The sequence below is a fragment of the Lutimaribacter marinistellae genome (assembly GCF_042648365.1).
In the GTDB taxonomy this organism is placed as follows: domain Bacteria; phylum Pseudomonadota; class Alphaproteobacteria; order Rhodobacterales; family Rhodobacteraceae; genus Lutimaribacter_A; species Lutimaribacter_A marinistellae.
The window spans coordinates 151,671-168,725 of the sequence record NZ_JBHRXI010000004.1; the positions used below are offsets into that span (position 1 = coordinate 151,671).

Annotated in this window: 15 protein-coding genes; all 15 read right to left on the reverse strand. The window is 63.4% G+C overall.

What is annotated here, in order from left to right:
- Positions 1-51: 51 nt before the first annotated feature.
- Complete coding sequence (rpoB, locus tag ACFORG_RS05290; RefSeq protein WP_386734345.1) at positions 52-4,185, reverse strand: DNA-directed RNA polymerase subunit beta; 4,134 nt, start codon at positions 4,183-4,185, stop codon at positions 52-54.
- Between the two features lie 252 nt (positions 4,186-4,437).
- The gene (gene rplL, locus ACFORG_RS05295; protein ID WP_386734346.1) at positions 4,438-4,815 is read right to left on the reverse strand and encodes a 50S ribosomal protein L7/L12; all 378 of its coding nucleotides are present in this window, start codon (positions 4,813-4,815) and stop codon (positions 4,438-4,440) included.
- Between the two features lie 81 nt (positions 4,816-4,896).
- A complete protein-coding gene (gene rplJ / locus ACFORG_RS05300; protein WP_386734347.1) occupies positions 4,897-5,415 on the reverse strand; it encodes a 50S ribosomal protein L10 in 519 nt (172 codons plus the stop codon).
- 276 nt (positions 5,416-5,691) lie between these two features.
- Positions 5,692-6,882 carry a glycosyltransferase family 61 protein gene (locus ACFORG_RS05305; protein ID WP_386734348.1) on the reverse strand — a complete coding sequence of 397 codons (1,191 nt, stop codon included), beginning with the start codon at positions 6,880-6,882 and terminating at the stop codon, positions 5,692-5,694.
- A 119-nt stretch (positions 6,883-7,001) separates the two neighbouring features.
- On the reverse strand, positions 7,002-7,907 hold the full coding sequence (locus tag ACFORG_RS23810; protein WP_449284303.1) for a glycosyltransferase family 2 protein: 906 nt from the start codon (positions 7,905-7,907) through the stop codon (positions 7,002-7,004).
- Between the two features lie 16 nt (positions 7,908-7,923).
- Positions 7,924-8,622, reverse strand: coding sequence for a 50S ribosomal protein L1 (gene rplA, locus ACFORG_RS05320; protein WP_386734349.1), 699 nt, complete (start codon positions 8,620-8,622; stop codon positions 7,924-7,926).
- 1 nt (position 8,623) lies between these two features.
- Complete coding sequence (rplK, locus tag ACFORG_RS05325) at positions 8,624-9,049, reverse strand: 50S ribosomal protein L11 (protein WP_386734350.1); 426 nt, start codon at positions 9,047-9,049, stop codon at positions 8,624-8,626.
- 155 nt (positions 9,050-9,204) lie between these two features.
- Complete coding sequence (gene nusG, locus ACFORG_RS05330) at positions 9,205-9,738, reverse strand: transcription termination/antitermination protein NusG (protein ID WP_386734351.1); 534 nt, start codon at positions 9,736-9,738, stop codon at positions 9,205-9,207.
- A gap of 314 nt (positions 9,739-10,052) precedes the next feature.
- Positions 10,053-11,060, reverse strand: coding sequence for a DUF1214 domain-containing protein (locus ACFORG_RS05335; protein WP_386734352.1), 1,008 nt, complete (start codon positions 11,058-11,060; stop codon positions 10,053-10,055).
- 400 nt (positions 11,061-11,460) lie between these two features.
- Positions 11,461-11,658, reverse strand: a complete 198-nt coding sequence (secE, locus tag ACFORG_RS05340) for a preprotein translocase subunit SecE (protein ID WP_386734353.1) — start codon at positions 11,656-11,658, stop codon at positions 11,461-11,463.
- Positions 11,659-11,740: 82 nt separating this feature from the next.
- Positions 11,741-12,145, reverse strand: a complete 405-nt coding sequence (locus ACFORG_RS05345) for a (R)-mandelonitrile lyase (protein WP_386734354.1) — start codon at positions 12,143-12,145, stop codon at positions 11,741-11,743.
- Positions 12,146-12,192: 47 nt separating this feature from the next.
- On the reverse strand, positions 12,193-12,351 hold the full coding sequence (gene ccoS, locus ACFORG_RS05350; protein WP_386734355.1) for a cbb3-type cytochrome oxidase assembly protein CcoS: 159 nt from the start codon (positions 12,349-12,351) through the stop codon (positions 12,193-12,195).
- 4 nt (positions 12,352-12,355) lie between these two features.
- Positions 12,356-14,533 (reverse strand): heavy metal translocating P-type ATPase, encoded by a 2,178-nt coding sequence (locus ACFORG_RS05355; RefSeq protein ID WP_386734356.1) that lies wholly within the window; start codon positions 14,531-14,533, stop codon positions 12,356-12,358.
- A gap of 3 nt (positions 14,534-14,536) precedes the next feature.
- Positions 14,537-14,995: a FixH family protein gene (locus tag ACFORG_RS05360; protein ID WP_386734357.1), complete on the reverse strand. Its 459-nt coding sequence runs from the start codon at positions 14,993-14,995 to the stop codon at positions 14,537-14,539.
- 2 nt (positions 14,996-14,997) lie between these two features.
- Positions 14,998-16,554: a cytochrome c oxidase accessory protein CcoG gene (gene ccoG / locus ACFORG_RS05365; RefSeq protein ID WP_386734358.1), complete on the reverse strand. Its 1,557-nt coding sequence runs from the start codon at positions 16,552-16,554 to the stop codon at positions 14,998-15,000.
- Positions 16,555-17,055 lie beyond the last annotated feature (501 nt).

Below are 17,055 nucleotides of genomic sequence, written 5' to 3' on the forward strand. Positions count from 1 at the left end.
TGCCCAAGGTTTCATGGGAAACCCCGGGCCAGGGAAATTCAGCGAATTTCCTTACTCCTCCTCCGCATCCAGGAGTTCCATGTTGAGGCCGAGGCCGCGGACTTCTTTCACGAGCACGTTGAAGCTCTCCGGCACGCCGGCCTCGAAATTGTCCTCGCCCTTGACGATCGACTCGTAGACCTTGGTCCGGCCTGCAACGTCGTCGGATTTCACCGTCAGCATTTCCTGCAGGGTGTAGGCCGCGCCATATGCTTCGAGCGCCCAGACCTCCATCTCGCCGAAACGCTGGCCGCCGAACTGCGCCTTGCCGCCCAGCGGCTGCTGGGTCACGAGGCTGTACGGCCCGGTCGAGCGCGCGTGGATCTTGTCGTCCACGAGGTGGTGCAGCTTGAGCAGGTACTTGACGCCCACGGTCACGGGACGTGCGAACTGCTCCCCGGTGCGCCCGTCGAACAGGATCGACTGGCCGGACTCGTTGAAGCCCGCACGCATCAGGGCGTCGTTCACATCCTGCTCTTTCGCACCGTCAAAGACCGGCGTTGCGATCGGCACACCACGGGTGACGTTGCCTGCAGCCTCCACGAGGGTGTTCTCTTCCATGTTGGCGAGACCTTCCTCGTAGACATCCTCACCATAGGCAAGGCGCAGAGCCTCACGTACCGGTGTCAGATCGCCCGAGCGGCGATATTCCTGCAGCGCGTCGTCGATCTTGATCCCAAGGCCGCGCGCGGCCCAGCCCATGTGGGTTTCAAGGATCTGACCGACGTTCATCCGCGACGGCACACCCAGCGGGTTGAGGCAGAAATCGACCGGGGTACCGTCCGCGAGGAACGGCATGTCCTCCATCGGCACCACTTTCGAGATCACACCCTTGTTCCCGTGACGGCCGGCCATCTTGTCGCCCGGCTGCAGCTTGCGCTTCACCGCGATGAAGACCTTGACCATCTTCATCACACCCGGCGGCAGGTCGTCGCCACGGCGGACCTTTTCGACCTTGTCCTCGAAACGGGCATCAAGCGCGCGCTTCTGCGCCTCGTACTGCTCGTTCAGGGCCTCGACCACCTTGGCGTCTTCCTCGTCCTCGAGGGCGAGCATCCACCACTGGCCACGGGTCAGCGTGCCGAGCAGATCTTCGGTGATTTCCGAACCTGCCTTGACGCCCTTGGGCCCCTTCACCGCGGTCTTGCCGAGGATCATGGACTTCAGGCGCGCATAGATGTTGCGGTCGAGGATTGCCAACTCGTCGTCTCGGTCACGGGCCAGACGTTCGACTTCCTCACGCTCGATCTGCAGCGCACGCTCGTCTTTTTCGACGCCGTGGCGGTTGAAGACCCGCACTTCGACAACAGTGCCGAAATCGCCCGGCTTGACGCGCAGCGAGGTGTCACGCACGTCGCTGGCCTTTTCGCCGAAAATGGCGCGCAGAAGTTTCTCTTCCGGCGTCATCGGGCTTTCGCCTTTGGGCGTGATCTTGCCCACCAGGATATCGCCCGGCTCCACGTCGGCACCGATATAGACGATGCCGGCCTCATCGAGGTTGCGCAGCGCCTCTTCACCCACGTTGGGAATGTCGCGGGTGATTTCCTCGGGCCCGAGCTTGGTGTCACGGGCGGCGACTTCGAATTCCTCGATATGGACCGAGGTAAAGACGTCGTCGCGCGCGATGCGCTCGGAGATCAGGATCGAGTCCTCGTAGTTGTAGCCGTTCCAAGGCATGAACGCGACGACCACGTTCTTGCCCAGTGCCAGTTCACCCATATCCGTGGACGGACCATCGGCAATGACTTCGCCCTTTTCGACAGTGTCGCCCACCTTGACCAGAGGCTTCTGGTTGATGGTGGTGTTCTGGTTCGAGCGCTGGAACTTGCGCAGGCGGTAGATGTCCACCCCCGCATCGCCCAGTTCGAGGTCCGAGGTTGCCCGGATCACGATACGCTGCGCATCGACCTGGTCGATCACGCCGGCGCGCTTGGCCTGGATGGCCGCGCCGGAGTCGATGGCGACCTTCTCCTCGATCCCGGTGCCCACCAGCGGCGCCTCGGCCCGCAGGAGCGGGACCGCCTGACGCTGCATGTTCGACCCCATCAGGGCGCGGTTGGCGTCGTCGTTTTCAAGGAACGGGATCAGCGACGCCGCTACCGACACCAGCTGTTTCGGCGACACGTCGATCAGGTCAACGCTTTCGACGGGCGCAAGGGTGTAATCCCCGGCCTGGCGCGTGTTGACCATCTCGTTCACGAACTTGCCGTTCTCGTCCAGCGTCGCGTTGGCCTGCGCCACGGTGTGGCGCATTTCCTCGGTCGCGGACATGTAGTGAACCTCGTCGGTCACCTGCCCCTCGTTCACGACGCGATAGGGCGTTTCGATGAAGCCGTACTTGTTCACGCGGGCAAAGGTGGCCAGCGAGTTGATCAGACCGATGTTCGGACCTTCGGGCGTTTCGATCGGGCACATCCGGCCATAGTGGGTCGGGTGCACGTCGCGCACCTCGAAGCCGGCACGCTCACGGGTCAGACCGCCGGGCCCAAGCGCCGAGAGACGACGCTTGTGCGTCACTTCGGAGAGCGGGTTGGTCTGGTCCATGAACTGCGACAGCTGCGACGAGCCAAAGAATTCGCGAACGGCTGCGGCGGCCGGTTTCGCGTTGATAAGGTCCTGCGGCATGACGGTGTCGATCTCGACCGAGGACATGCGTTCCTTGATCGCGCGCTCCATGCGGAGCAGACCGACGCGGTACTGGTTTTCCATCAGCTCGCCGACAGAGCGCACCCGGCGGTTGCCGAGGTGGTCGATGTCGTCGATGTCGCCCTTGCCGTCGCGCAGTTCGACAAGCGCCTTGACACAGGCCACGATATCTTCGCGGTCCAGTGTGCGCTGGGTGTCGGGCTTTTCGAGAGCCAGGCGCATGTTCATCTTCACGCGGCCAACGGCGGACAGGTCATAGCGCTCGCTGTCGAAGAACAGCGTGTCGAACAGGGCCGACGCCGCTTCGACGGTGGGCGGCTCGCCGGGGCGCATGACGCGGTAGATATCCATGAGCGCGGTTTCCCGGTTCATGTTCTTGTCCTGCGCCACGGTGTTGCGGATGTACGGGCCGACATTGATGTTGTCGATGTCCAGAACCGGGATGTCGGTGATACCCGCATCCAGCAGTTCCTTGACGGTGCCACCGATCAGGTCGCCATCCTTATCGTATTCAAGGGTCAGCTCGTCGCCGGCCTCGACATAGATCGCGCCGGTTTCCTCGTTGATGATGTCCTTGGCGACGAACTTGCCGACGATGTGGTCGAACGGGACAAGAAGGTCGGTGACCGATCCTTCCTCGATCAGCTTCTTGACGGCGCGCGGGGTGACCTTCTTGCCGGCCTCGGCGATCACCTCGCCCGACGCGGCGTCGACGAGATCATAGGTCGGACGGGTACCGCGCACACGCTCGGGGAAGAAGGGAGTTACCCAGCCCTGGCCCTTGCGCAGCTTGAAATGCACCGTGTTGTAATAGGCATCCATGATGCCTTCCTGGTCCAGGCCAAGCGCATAGAGCAGCGTCGTCACCGGCAGCTTGCGGCGACGGTCGATACGGGCAAAGACGATATCCTTGGCATCGAATTCGAAGTCGAGCCACGAGCCGCGATACGGGATGATCCGGCAGGCGAAGAGCAGCTTGCCCGAGCTGTGGGTCTTGCCCTTGTCATGGTCAAAGAACACACCCGGCGAGCGGTGCATCTGGGACACGATGACCCGCTCGGTGCCGTTGACGATGAAGGTGCCGTTGGGCGTCATCAGGGGCATGTCGCCCATGAAAACGTCCTGCTCCTTGATGTCCTTGACGGATTTCGCGCCGGTATCCTCGTCCACGTCGAACACGATGAGGCGAAGCGTGACCTTCAGCGGAGCGCTGTAGGTCATGTCGCGCTGCATGCATTCCTCGACGTCGTATTTCGGCTTTTCCAGCTCGTACTTCACGAACTCCAGCACGGAGGTTTCGTTGAAATCCTTGATCGGGAAAACCGACTGGAAAACGCCCTTGATCCCTTCACCATCGGTGGGCTGCTCGGCATCGCCGGAGCGCAGGAACAGGTCGTAGGAGGATTTCTGGACCTCGATGAGGTTCGGCATTTCCAGAACTTCGCGGATCTTGCCGTAGTATTTCCGAAGACGTTTCTGGCCAAGGAAGGTTTGCGCCATAACAGATGTCACCTTTCGATGTGCTCGCAGGCCAGAACGGCCGCCGGGCTCCGGCGTCCTGACCACAGGAGACGACACGACCGGATCAATCCATGGCCACCGTCCCGAGTGGTGGCCTTCCCGATCCGGGAACCGCGCCTTGGAAAACCCCTCATTCAACAAGGGGTTTGCCAAGACAGGTTCGGCTGGACCCGGATTCCTCCGGGCCCAGCCTGATTACGTGATGCGACTTGTGCGCATCCGGCGAGCGGCTTAGGCCAGCTCGACCTCGGCGCCAGCTGCTTCCAGCTTGCCTTTGACTTCTTCGGCTTCGTCCTTGGACACGCCTTCCTTGATCTTGCCGCCGGCTTCGACCAGTTCCTTGGCTTCTTTCAGGCCCAGGCCGGTGATGCCGCGAACTTCCTTGATCACGTTGATCTTGGATGCGCCTGCGTTCTTCAGGACGACGTCGAACTCGGTCTTTTCCTCTTCGGCCGCGGCAGCGTCGCCGCCTGCGGGGCCGGCCATCATGACAGCGCCGCCAGCTGCGGGCTCGATGCCGTACTCGTCCTTGAGGATGGTTTTCAGTTCTTGTGCTTCCAGCAGGGTCAGACCAACGATCTCTTCTGCCAGTTTCTTCAGATCAGCCATTGTATCAGCTCTTTCCGTTTTACAGATGTGTGTTCCAACGTCGGGATGTAACCCCTTCGCGGATCATTCAGTGCCAACCGCTTACGCAGCTTCCGCCTTCTCTTCGATGGTGGACAGGATGCTTGCGATGTTGCTTGCAGGTGCGCCAATCGCGCCAGCGATGTTCGAAGCAGGTGCGCCGATGCAGCCCACGATCGAGGCAATGAGCTCCTCGCGGGACGGCATTTTCGACACGGCTTCGACGCCGGCACGGTCAAGAGCGTTCTCACCCATTGCGCCGCCGAGGATCTCAAACTTCTTGTTATCCTTGGCGAAGTCCTCGGCAACCTTGGCCGCAGCCACGGGATCCTCGGAATAGGTCAGAACGGTCATCCCCGTCAGCAGGTCAGCCATGGAAGAACACGGCTTACCCTCAAGGGCGATTTTGGCGAGCTTGTTCTTGGCAACACGCACGGAGCCGCCCGCGTCACGAGCACGTGCGCGAAGGTCCTGCATCTCGGCAACTGTCAGACCCGTGTAGTGGGCAACCACCACGACGCCAGAGCTTTCGAAGATCTGGCCGAGTTCCTCGACCACTTTCTCTTTCTGGGCTCTATCCACAGTTCTCTCCAAGTTTGGGATGACAATGCATCCCGGCTCAAGTCTGCCGGGCTCTCACCCGGCGTTCAGGTCCGTTTTACGGGGTGGAGCCAAAAGTATCGCCCGAGGGTGGGACCCTCGATCTTTTTGGTCTTTCCCGTCTCAGGCAGGAGATTAAGGCCACGCGGGCCACCCACCGTCTTGGACGAAACGAAATAAAGCGCACGACGAATCGCACGCTTTATCCGCACCCCGTCCTAGACCATGCGGGGGCGGTTTCCAAGGGGTAAATCGCAGCTATTCCGCAGGAGCCGTGCCATCCGGAAACTCGGTCAGAGCATCCTCGTTCAACTCCTCGGTTCTGAACGAGCAGGACAGCTTTGCCCCGTATTGGGCCAACAACCTCTGGCGCCTGCGGTGCCGGATGGTTTGCCAGTGATGCGGCGCGTCGATGAACCCTTCGGAATGCAAATCGGCACCGACGGCCTGCAATTCAAGTTCCGCGAAGCAATTCCAGTTCGGATTTTTCATGTCGGTCCGGCGGTGGAACCGGTCGATCTTGTCGATCACCAGCGGCGCCCGCCCCATACATCCCGTGAGGTTCGGCACGATATCCTTGCCGCCATCGTGTCGTCGAAGGATCACGGCAACACGCTGCTCCGGCTCGGCGACGAACGCCACGAGATGCAGCGCACTGCCATCCGGTGCAACGATCTTTTCGGCCCCCATATAGGCCGCGATCTGTTCGCTGAGCGAATACTTCTCGGGGCGGAACTCGTGGTAGCCCTCGTTGACCAGCAGCTTGGTCAGCCGCTCCTCGTCGAAATGCCCCCCGCGTCGCAACCAATAGCCCGCGCGCGAAAGATACAGCTTGCGATGTGAGCCCGGGCGGATGCCGGCGCGCAACCTTTCGCGGATGAAGCTGCGAAACTCCGGAGTTCCTGCCGCCATCGGGCCCAGCCCGCAGCCCTGCCGGGGCACGACCAGACGCTCGACCCGGGTCGTCTCGTTCACGATCCGGACCGGCAGGTCGGCACCGCACCGCCTGAGCAGGTCACGCTGGAACCCGTCGTCGCGGCATTGCGCAGCCGCCCCGTGGCGAGGCCAGACGTACAGGATACCGTCAAGTTTTAGATCGAGATGCTCCATCACCCAGATCCGGGCAAGAGACTCGAAAAGAAAATGCCCGAAATGGTTCCAGTAGTCCCCCGCGTAAAGCCAGGTGCCCGACAAGGTCTGCCCGTCCGCAAGCTCCCTTGCATCGACCGCCCGCGGATAAAGGTGACGCCCAAGGCGATAAGTGGTCCCATCCAGGATCGGTGCGCCGGTACGATCGACAAGGTTCCAGGAATTCGGATCGGGTCCGCCGATTACGACCGCACCTTCGGCACAGCTGACACCCGGCACTAGGGTGACACAGGGACCCTCGGCCGTTCGCAGGCGCGGCGCCAGTTTCGGTGCGAAGAGGTTCGGATCGACGTGCTGCATGGGCCGGACGGTAGGTAAGACCCGGAGAGAAAGTCAAAAATTCTCTTAAAACCCGACGCTTGCCGGGTTGGAATTCCGTTTACTGTTGCCGATTTGCTGGAGCCGCAGCAAGGCAAAGATCAGCCCGAAAAATGCCTCTGAACACCGGCATCGAGGTCGAGCGAGAGTTCCAAAAGGGCATTTTCCGCTGCAAGCCGTTCGAGCGCGGCAGCATCCATCCGGTGCAGCCGCTGGTGCAGATCCCGCAACTCGGGTTCGGGATCTTCGCGCTCCAACGCCTCGGCAACGCGTTGGGTAAGCGACGCTATGAACCCGCGAGAGGCGACCCGCCAATCCACCTTTGCCCGCCACGGCCCGTAATCCAGGCCGATCATGTGCAGGAGATAGGCCCCGCTCTCGCGTCCGGCGACATGCTCGGGCGGGATCTCCTTGCCACGGACGGGCCAGTGCTGACGCAGGCTCAGGTCGCCCTGCCCGCCCCGAATGGCCGATTTTCCCGCGGCATGACCGACCAGCCCCTTGCGCCGTGGTCCGAACAGGCCTGCATCTTCGCCATAGACTCGGCGCGCGGCGTCCCGCTCCATTGGCAGGCGGAACACGCGACGCGGATGGTCGTGAGTCGTGCCGACGCCCTCGGCCGTTTCGATCCGGACGGAAACTGCATCCTCGGGAATGTCGTCCAGAAAATCGCGAATTGCACGCCCGTCGACGTGAAGGAACTCGTCGGCGTCGACGTTCAGAAACCAGTCGGTATCGCTCTGCCGGTAGGCATGCGTCAACGCGGCGTTCTGTCTTTTGGTGAAGCGCGTATCGGGGTCTAGCCCCAAGTCTCTCCAGAACTCCGATGTGCAAGCTATGCACTGGATCCGGGGGTTGTGCCGCAGGACCCCGATGGCGAGGTCCTGCGGATCGTCGAAATAAAGCGTCAGCCGGTCGGCCCCGGCATCAAGATACCAAGCGGCAAAGCGGAGAGTGTCCTGCAGGTCTTCGCGCAGGATGGCTCCGACATGCCAGCTCGGTCCCATCCGAGGCCTCCGCGACTTACTCGCTTGCGGCTTCGGCGACGTCCAGCGTAACGCCCGGACCCATGGTCGAAGACAGCGAGATCTTCTTCATGTAGGTGCCCTTGGCGCCCGAGGGCTTTGCCTTTGCCACGGCCGAAACGAAGGCGCGGACGTTCTCGACCAGCTTGGCCTCGTCAAAGGATGCCTTGCCAACGCCGGCATGGACGACACCGCCCTTTTCGGCCTTGAACTGAACTTCGCCACCCTTGGCGGCTTCGACAGCCTGCTTGACGTCCATCGTCACGGTGCCGACCTTGGGGTTCGGCATCAGGTTGCGGGGACCAAGAATCTTGCCCAGACGGCCAACGATCGGCATCATGTCCGGGGTCGCGATGCAGCGGTCGAATTCGATCGTGCCGCCCTGGATCGTTTCCATCAGGTCTTCGGCGCCAACGATGTCCGCACCGGCTTCCTTGGCTTCGTCTGCCTTGGGGCCACGGGCGAAAACGGCCACGCGGACCTCTTTACCCGTACCGTTGGGCAGGCCGACCACGCCGCGCACCATCTGGTCCGCGTGACGGGTGTCGACACCCAGGTTCATCGCGATCTCGACGGTCTCGTCGAATTTCGCGTTGGCGTTGGCCTTGATCAGAGCGACGGCATCCTGAACCGACAGGTCTTCCTTGCCGGCGAAGGCTTCGCGAGCGGCGCGCGTACGTTTACCCAGCTTTGCCATCTTACTTCACCTCGATGCCCATGGAGCGGGCGGAGCCCAGGATGATCTGCATCGCCGCCTCGATATCATTGGCGCTGAGATCTTTCATCTTCGCTTCGGCGATCTCGCGCACCTGAGCGGCGGTCACGGTGCCGACGGTCTCACGCGAGGGGGTTTTTGCGCCCGATTTCACCTTGGCAGCCTTCTTCAGGTAGTAGGACGCCGGCGGCGTCTTGATGTCCATGGTAAAGGACTTGTCCTGATAGTAGGTGATCACGGTCGGGCACGGCGCGCCGGGCTCCATATCTGCGGTCTTGGCGTTGAACGCCTTGCAGAATTCCATGATGTTGATGCCGCGCTGACCCAACGCCGGGCCCACCGGGGGCGACGGGTTGGCTTGGCCTGCGGGCACTTGCAGCTTCATGCTGCCCACGAGTTTCTTGGCCATTGGCCTTCTCCTTTTTCAGCATCCGAACCGTCGCGACGGCCGGACAGGGTTGCCCGTGGTTCGGTGCCGCCACGCGTGGCGACCGCCTCCCACGATTGTGCCTCATCATTCCACGCGGTGTACTTCGATCCGCGAAGACCTGACGAAGCGTTCGCTCAGGACTGTTTGGTGACCTGAGTGAAATCCAGTTCGACCGGGGTTTCCCGGCCAAAGATCGAAACGCTGACGCGCAGTTTCTGGTTGTCGTCGTCTACGCCTTCGACCATGCCGTCGAAATCCTCGAACGGCCCGTCATTGACCTTGACCTTCTCGCCGACCTCGAAACTGATCAGAGTACGCGGCGCTTCCTCGCCCTCCTGAACGCGGTTGAGGATCTGGTTCACCTCGGCATCGCGCATCGGCATCGGCCGGCCCTGCGGCCCTAGAAATCCGGTTACCCGATTGATTCCATTGATCAAATGGTAACCCTGGTCGGACATCTCCATATGCACCAGCACATAGCCCGGCATGAAACGGCGCTCGGTCGTGACCTTCTTGCCGCGACGCACCTCGATCACCTCTTCGGTGGGAACGAGGACCTCGTCGATCTCGTCCTCGAGGCCATTTTCGGCGACGAGGGTGCGGATCTGTTCTGCGATCTTCTTCTCGAAATTCGAGAGTACGCTGACCGAGTACCACCGTTTCGCCATGTGCCTTGCCGTCCTTGTCTTGCCTCGGCCACGTGCGCAGACGTGGCGAAAACCTGAAAAAACTCAAGCGGTTAATCAACAAACCGCCACAATGAAAAGCGGCGCGCAGCCCGAATCGCCGCACGCCAATCATCGAAGTGGGGTGTGACCTAACGCCCAAGCGCCCGATATGCAAGAGGGCTGGCCATTTTCCGCCCCCCGTTCGCGCGACGTGAGTAACCGGCATTTTGACCGTTTTGTACCCCCTTCACGACCCCCTTTGACCGTTTTGTACAATGCTGTACGCCGATCCCGGCGGTCGTTCCGATTGCAGTTCACCCGCCGGTCGGCTCGATCACGGGAAAGGTCCAGGACCCGCCGAGGATCTCGGCGCGGGGTTTGTACAGGCGGATCGTGTAGTTCCAGCCGGGCGTGATCGGGATGCAGTTGATGCGCCCGTCCTCGCAGCCGCCGAAATTCAGGGTGTAGGAGCCGTCCTCATTCGCGGTGGCCGAGGTGTTGTTATAGCTGTTCCGGCCCAGGTCATTCGGCGCAAGGTAGCCATCGGCATCGTAGACCGTGACCGACCAGAAGGCATCGACCGGAACCTCGCCAAAGGTAACGGAATGCGGGGTGACGCCGTCATTGGCTTCGACGCTGTCGACGATGGCGCTGGCAGTTGTCGCAGGTTGCCCGGCCCAGCCCGCTATCGCGCCGACGAGATGGTCGATCGGTTCGACCTCTTCAGGTCGTCCAAAGGCCTTTCGCACGTCGAAGCCCACCGCGGCGGCAAGGTCGTTGATTGCCTTGCGCGCCTCGCCAAGCGCCTCGAGATCCCAGTCGGGCGCCTCGAACGGGCCGGGGCCGCCGCCGGTCAGCCTGATCCCGTCCTGCGCGACATGGGCCGTTTCCAGATCGCCCGGATCGCCCGCGTCAACGAAGGAGCGGAACAACAGGAGGGCAAAGCGCGTGCCAACTTCCTGTTGTGTCAGGACATAGCTGCCCGGCGTCGAATGAACGGTGCTGTAGTGATCCTGACTGATGACCAGCACGGACTGAAACCGCCCGTCGACTTCGGGGAGAACAACGGTGACCGGATGGGACAGGTCGACGACCGCGCCCGAATAGAGCGTGTCCTGGTTCGCGCGGATCACCGGCTGAGGCTCATCCGCCGAACTGGGTTTGCGGGCGTGGAAAATCTCGCCCACGCCAATGCCATAGGTCTGGAGCGTGAGTCGGAACATGTGATCGCTTTCCGCCCGGACGAGGTTTTCAAAGGTAATATCCTCGGCCGACACGAGGGCCGGGGCGCAGAGGGCAAGTGCGAGAAGCCGTTTGAACATCGGGGTCTCCTTTGAGGTCGGTTTGCCGGTTCGACAAGAGCATGTCGCGGGCCATGCAAATGATCGGGAACAGGTCGCCCTGCGGACGCGGTGGAATCGATTCACGTCATCCGCGCGCGGGCCATGTTCGCCCCGCGCGGCACAGGCCGCCGCCCCACCGATTTTGTGGGCGTTGAATTTGCGGGAGTTGACCGGACGCTGCCGAGCATCCACGAGCGCCGAAAGAACGGCGCACGCCGAAGTGCACGGAACGCGACAGAGCGCGGCAAGACCGGTTGTTCGCGGGATCATCACGGCATACTCCTGAAGCGCCACGGCGGGGCGGCGCGCACAGGTTATGCCATTGGGATCACGAGGAAACTGATGTGCATCAACGACAGTCGCCCGTCGTCATTCGTGCCTAGCTGAACATGCCGAGGACGAGTTGCAGACCACTGCGAATGCCCAGGTCGACCAGGGCAAAGAACACGGCTGTCAGCGCGGCCATGATGAACACCATCACCGTGGTCAGCAGCACTTCGCGGCGGGTCGGCCAGACGACCTTGGCAACCTCGGCGCGGACCTGCTGGATGAACTGGATGGGGTTGGTGGTGGCCATTGTGGGCGTGTCTCTCTGCTAGCGGATGGCGGGGACATAGCCGGGCTTGATGGCGATTTCAAGGCCGGCCAGGGGTTTTGGCCTATTCCGGCGCGCGGGCGTAATCCTCGTCGCTGACCTTTTCCAGCCAATGCGCGGGGGTGCCATCCTGCGCCTCTTGTATGGCGATGTGGACCATCGACGTCTCAGCGCCGGCGCCGTGCCAGTGCTCTTCTCCCGGCGGGATCCAGACCGTGTCGCCCGCGCGGATCACGCGGGGCGCCTCGCCGCGCTTGCCGACCAGTCCGACGCCATCGGTGACATAGAGGGTCTGGCCCAGCGGGTGGGTGTGCCAGGCGGTACGCGCGCCGGGTTCGAACGCAACGCGCAGCGCCATCACGCGGGCCGGGTCGGGCGCCTGCACGATGGGGTCCTGCCAGACGGTGCCGGTGAACCAGTCTTCGCGCGCCTTGAGCGTGGCGCGGCTGCCTGCTGGGTGGATATCCATGTCTGTCTCCTCCTGTCGGGCAGAGGATGCCGCGCGGGGCGGCGGCGTCAAGGCTTGGGGTGGTCGTCGTAGTCGGAATTCAGGATGCGGCGCGCATCGCCCTCGGGGTCGTCATACTGGTTCGAGCGGACGGTATAGATGAAGGCGACAAGCCCGACGCCGCCCAGAAAGAGCGAAATCGGGATGAGGAATGACAGGACGTCCATCGGCTTACCTCAGGCGCAGCGCGTTCAGGGAAACGGTAATGGATGAGGTGGACATGGCAAGCGCCGCGATCAAGGGCGTCGCCAGGCCGGCCACGGCAAGCGGCACCGCGATCACGTTGTAGACCGTCGCGATCTGGAAGTTCTCGCGGATGCGTTTCGTGGCCTTGCGGGCGGTGTCGCAGGCATCGGCGATCGGGCTGAGGTCATGACCGAGGAGCACGATGTCGGACGCGACCCGCGCGGCATCGAGCGCCGAGGCGGGCGAGATCGAGACATGCGCGGCGGCTAGGGCCGCCGTGTCGTTGAGCCCGTCGCCGACCATCAGCACCTTGCGGCCCTCGTCGGTGAGCGCCTGAACGCGGGCGGCCTTGTCCTGTGGCAGGGCCTCGGCGATCCAGTCGGAGATGCCGAGCCGGTTGGCCAGCGCCCGCACGGCGGGCGTCGTGTCGCCCGAGATCAGCAGGACCGTCTTGCCCGAGGCATGCAGCGCGGCCACGGCCTCTTCAGCGCCGGGGCGCAGGGCATCGGTGAAGGTGAAGGCCAGCGGTGCGCGGTCGCCGATGGCAAGCCACGCGGCGGTCTGTTCGCCCTGTTCGGCGCCCACCCATGCGGCGCGACCCAGCCGGACGCGGCGGCCATGGTACTGCGCCTCGGTCCCGAAACCGGGGATCTCGGCCAGGTCGGTGAGCGGCGCGGGCCTGATCCCCGCCTCGCGCGCGGCACGTGTCAGCGCGCGGGAGAGCGGATGCGAGGACCCTTCGGCCAGAGCCAGCGCGATTTCCAGGTCGCTGCGGGCGTGATCGCCAAGGTTGGTGAGTTCGGGTGTGCCTGCGGTCAGCGTTCCGGTCTTGTCGAAGACGACGGTATCGACCTCGGCCAGCCGTTCCAGCGCGGTGGAATGCTTGATGAGCATCCCCCTGCGGAAAAGCCGTCCCGATGCGGCGGTTGTTACGGCCGGCACGGCAAGACCCAGGGCGCAGGGGCAAGTGATGATGAGGACGGCCGCGGCGATGTTGAGCGCGGTGCGCATGTCGCCGGAATAGAGCAGCCAGCCCAGGAAGCTTAGCGCGGACAGGATATGCACGCCAGGGGCATAGAGCTTGGCCGCGCTGTCGGCCAGCGAGGTATAACGGGAACGGCCAGATTCGGCGATGGCGACGAGGTCGGCCATGCGGTGCAGAGAGGTGTCCTGCCCCACGGCGGCGGCGCGAATCGTCAGCGGGCCGGTCAGGTTGACCTCTCCCGCACTGACGGTGGAGCCGGGTTCGGCATAGACCGGAAGCGTCTCGCCGGTGAGGAGCGAGCGGTCGAGCTCGGACCGGCCGTCGGTAATCTCGCCGTCGACGGGCATTCGCCCGCCGGGACGGACGCGGATCAGGTCGCCCACGCGCAGCTCGGAAACGGCGACCTCATGCTCGACACCGTTTTCCAGCCGCAGGGCGCGGGGCACTTCGAGCGCTGCCAGTTCCTCGGCCGCGGACCGGGCGATGGCGCGGGTGCGGTAATCGAGATAGCGGCCCGCCAGCAGGAAGAAGGTGAGCGCCAGCGCCGCGTCGAAATAGGCATGCTTGCCCGACAGCGCGGTTTCCCACAGCGAGGTGACGAGTGCGAGGACGATGGCCAGCACGATGGGCACGTCCATGTTGAGCCGCCGAACGCGCAGCGCGCTCCACGCGTTGACGAAGAAGGGCTGCGCGGAAAAGGCGATGGCCGGAAAGGTGATTGCAGCCGAGATCCAGTGAAACATGTCGCGCGTCGCGTCCGAGGCGCCCGACCAGACCGAGACCGACAGCAGCATCACGTTCATCGTGGCAAAGCCCGCCACGGCGAGCCGCATAAGCAGGTCGCGGCCAGCGCGGTCATTCTGGGTGGCCGACAATGCGCCTGCATCCAGCTCGTGCGCCTCGTACCCGGCCTGTTCGAGGGCGGGAATAAGGTCGGCGGCGCGCAGGTCAGGCCCGGCCTGAACCATCGCGCGTTTGAGCGTCAGGTTGACGCGGGCATCGGTCACGCCGGGTTGGGCGTTGAGGGTCTTTTCCACCGTCGCGATGCAGCCCGAGCAATGGATGCCGGGCAGCGACAGGGCGATCTGCACATCCTCGGGGATGGGCCGGGCCGGTTCCGCCGGGGCGGCGATGCAGCCCGGGCAGGCAGCAGCGGCGGGACGCAGCTGTGCGGTCATGGCTCAGCTCTCGACGTGGAGGATGACGCGCTGCGAAAACTCGGTTCCGTCCTTTGCGAGCGCCTTCATGCGAATGTTCCAGTTGCCGTCGCCAAGGCTGGCAGGCGCGACATAGGCCGTACCGTCGAACCGGAATTCGGGGCTCATATCCTCTTTCACGTGGGTGGCGCGGCCGATCACGGCGTCGAGCTCGGCCACCCGAACCGGCTGGCCGTTGGCGTCGGTGATCGACAGGATGACCAGCCCGTCCTGCGCATCGGCGCGCACCGTCCAGCCAAGCGCCTGCTGCGCGTCGCGGCGGTCGTCGAATTGCTGCGAGGCGACATAGGAATTCTTGACCTCGAGCCCCGGGAAGGTGGCGACCGCGTTATAGGCCAGTGCAAGGTTCACGGCGATGATGATGCCGAATGCCGCGACGAAGATGATTGCCGCATGTTTGCCGGTGAATTGCCGTTCCGTCATCGTCAGTTCCCCCGTCCGTTGAATGTGGTGTCCTTGTAGGCGCGTTCGCCGTTTGTCAGATCCTCGACCCAGATGCGGACATCCGCAACCTCTCCCTGCGCGGGATCGGCCCCCGGAGGCGCGATGATGTAGACGCGCTGGAGGAATGCGGTGTCGGCCGGGACCATCACGGACTGGTAGGGCGTACCTTCGAGTTGGACGCGCAGCGCCGGGTGACCCTTGATCGAGAGTTTGAACATGCGCGCCTCGCCATGCTTGTTGCGCAGGCGCACGTCATAGGTGTTGCGGACCGAACCGTCGGACAGGGTCACGTAGGTCGGGTTGCGCACCGGCGCGACGGTCAGGTCGATATCGGGCCGGATGAACAGCGCAAAGATCAGCCCGACGCCCACCAGCGACCACAGCGTGGTGTAGAGCACGGTGCGGGCGCGGAAGATGTGGCTCCAGACGCTGCGCGGCTCGCTGCCGGCACGTTCGCGTTCTTCGTCGCTGAGCGCGAGATAGTCGATCAGGCCGCGCGGTTTGCCGATCTTGGCCATGACGTCGTCACAGGCATCGATGCAGAGCGCACAGGTGATGCATTCCAGCTGCTGACCGTCGCGGATGTCGATGCCCATCGGGCAGACGTTGACGCAGGCCATGCAGTCGATGCAGTCGCCCGGCCCCTGTTCGGCGGCCGCCATGTCGGGGACCATGTCGGTCATCTCGTTCGGGACGGGCGTGCGGGCATTGGTGCCACCGATCACGGGGCCTGCGGCCTGCGCCTCGGCCTCGGCCTGATGCGCCTGCGCGGCGGTCCGGCGGCGGACATTGCCCTTGCCGCGCGGCTCACCCCGCCAGTAGCGGTAGCCGACGGTGAGCGTATCCTCGTCCATCATGGCGGCTTGGATACGGGGCCAGGGGCAGGCATAGATGCAGATCTGTTCGCGGGCGAACCCGCCGAAGAGGAAGGTCGTGCCGGTCAGGACCAGCATCGTGGTATAGGCCACCGGGTGGGCGTTCAGCGTCACGAGATCCCTGAGAAGGGTGGGCGCATCGGCGAAGTAGAAGATCCAGGCACCGCCTGTCGCCAGCGCGATCAGGAACCACGTCACCCATTTGGTGACGCGCAGCCGCGCCTTGCGGAAGTCGAGCTTTTTCTGGCGATGCAGACGCAGGCGGGCGTTGCGATCCCCTTCGATCCAGCGTTCGACGAGGATGAAAAGGTCGGTCCAGACGGTCTGCGGACAGGCATAGCCGCACCAGACCCGGCCCAGCGCCGAGGTAAAGAGGAACAGGCCCAGACCGGCCATGATGAGAAGGCCCGCGACGAAGTAGAACTCGTGCGGCCAGATCTCGATCCAGAAGAAATAAAAGCGCCGGTTCGCCAGGTCGAGCAGCACGGCCTGGTCCGGCAGGCTGGGGCCGCGGTCCCAGCGGATCCAAGGGGTGATGTAGTAGATCCCCAGTGTCACCGCCATGATGATCCACTTGAGATTGCGGAAGTTACCCGACACCCGGCGTGGAAAGATCGGCTCGCGCGCCGCGTAAAGGCTCGGGGGGGTGTCTGTATCGCTCACGGACGGACTCCGAATGACATTGTGGCTTGTCCGGTTTCTGACCTAAGTCCGCCCCGCCAACTTTGACATGGGTCAAAACGCGCATCTGCGGCACAGGTTTTCTTGGGCCTTCGGGGCAAGCCGGCGCGGATATGGCAAACAAGGGGCCTTGTGCGGCGCACAATCGTGCCGTTTTCGGGAGGCATACGTCATATGGCCGCAGGCGCGCGGGCACCGGATCCGACCGCGCGCTGGGTGCTGAGACCGCGACGGTGTCTTTGCAAGGGATCAGACCAAGAGGGGCAACGAAAACGCTATGATGGCGAAGGTTTTCGGGAAATTGCCGTTCTTTTCTGGCTGATCTTTTTTTTACGCCATTTGCGTGGCGACCGCGGCAAGCGCCACCGGCAGCAAATCATGCAGCGAGGTTCTCGGGACCCTTGCTTCGGGCCTGGGCAGTGGCGATGCCTATATTCAGCTGAGATCCCGAAATGCAGGGCAAGCCCTGCACGGGGTCGCCTG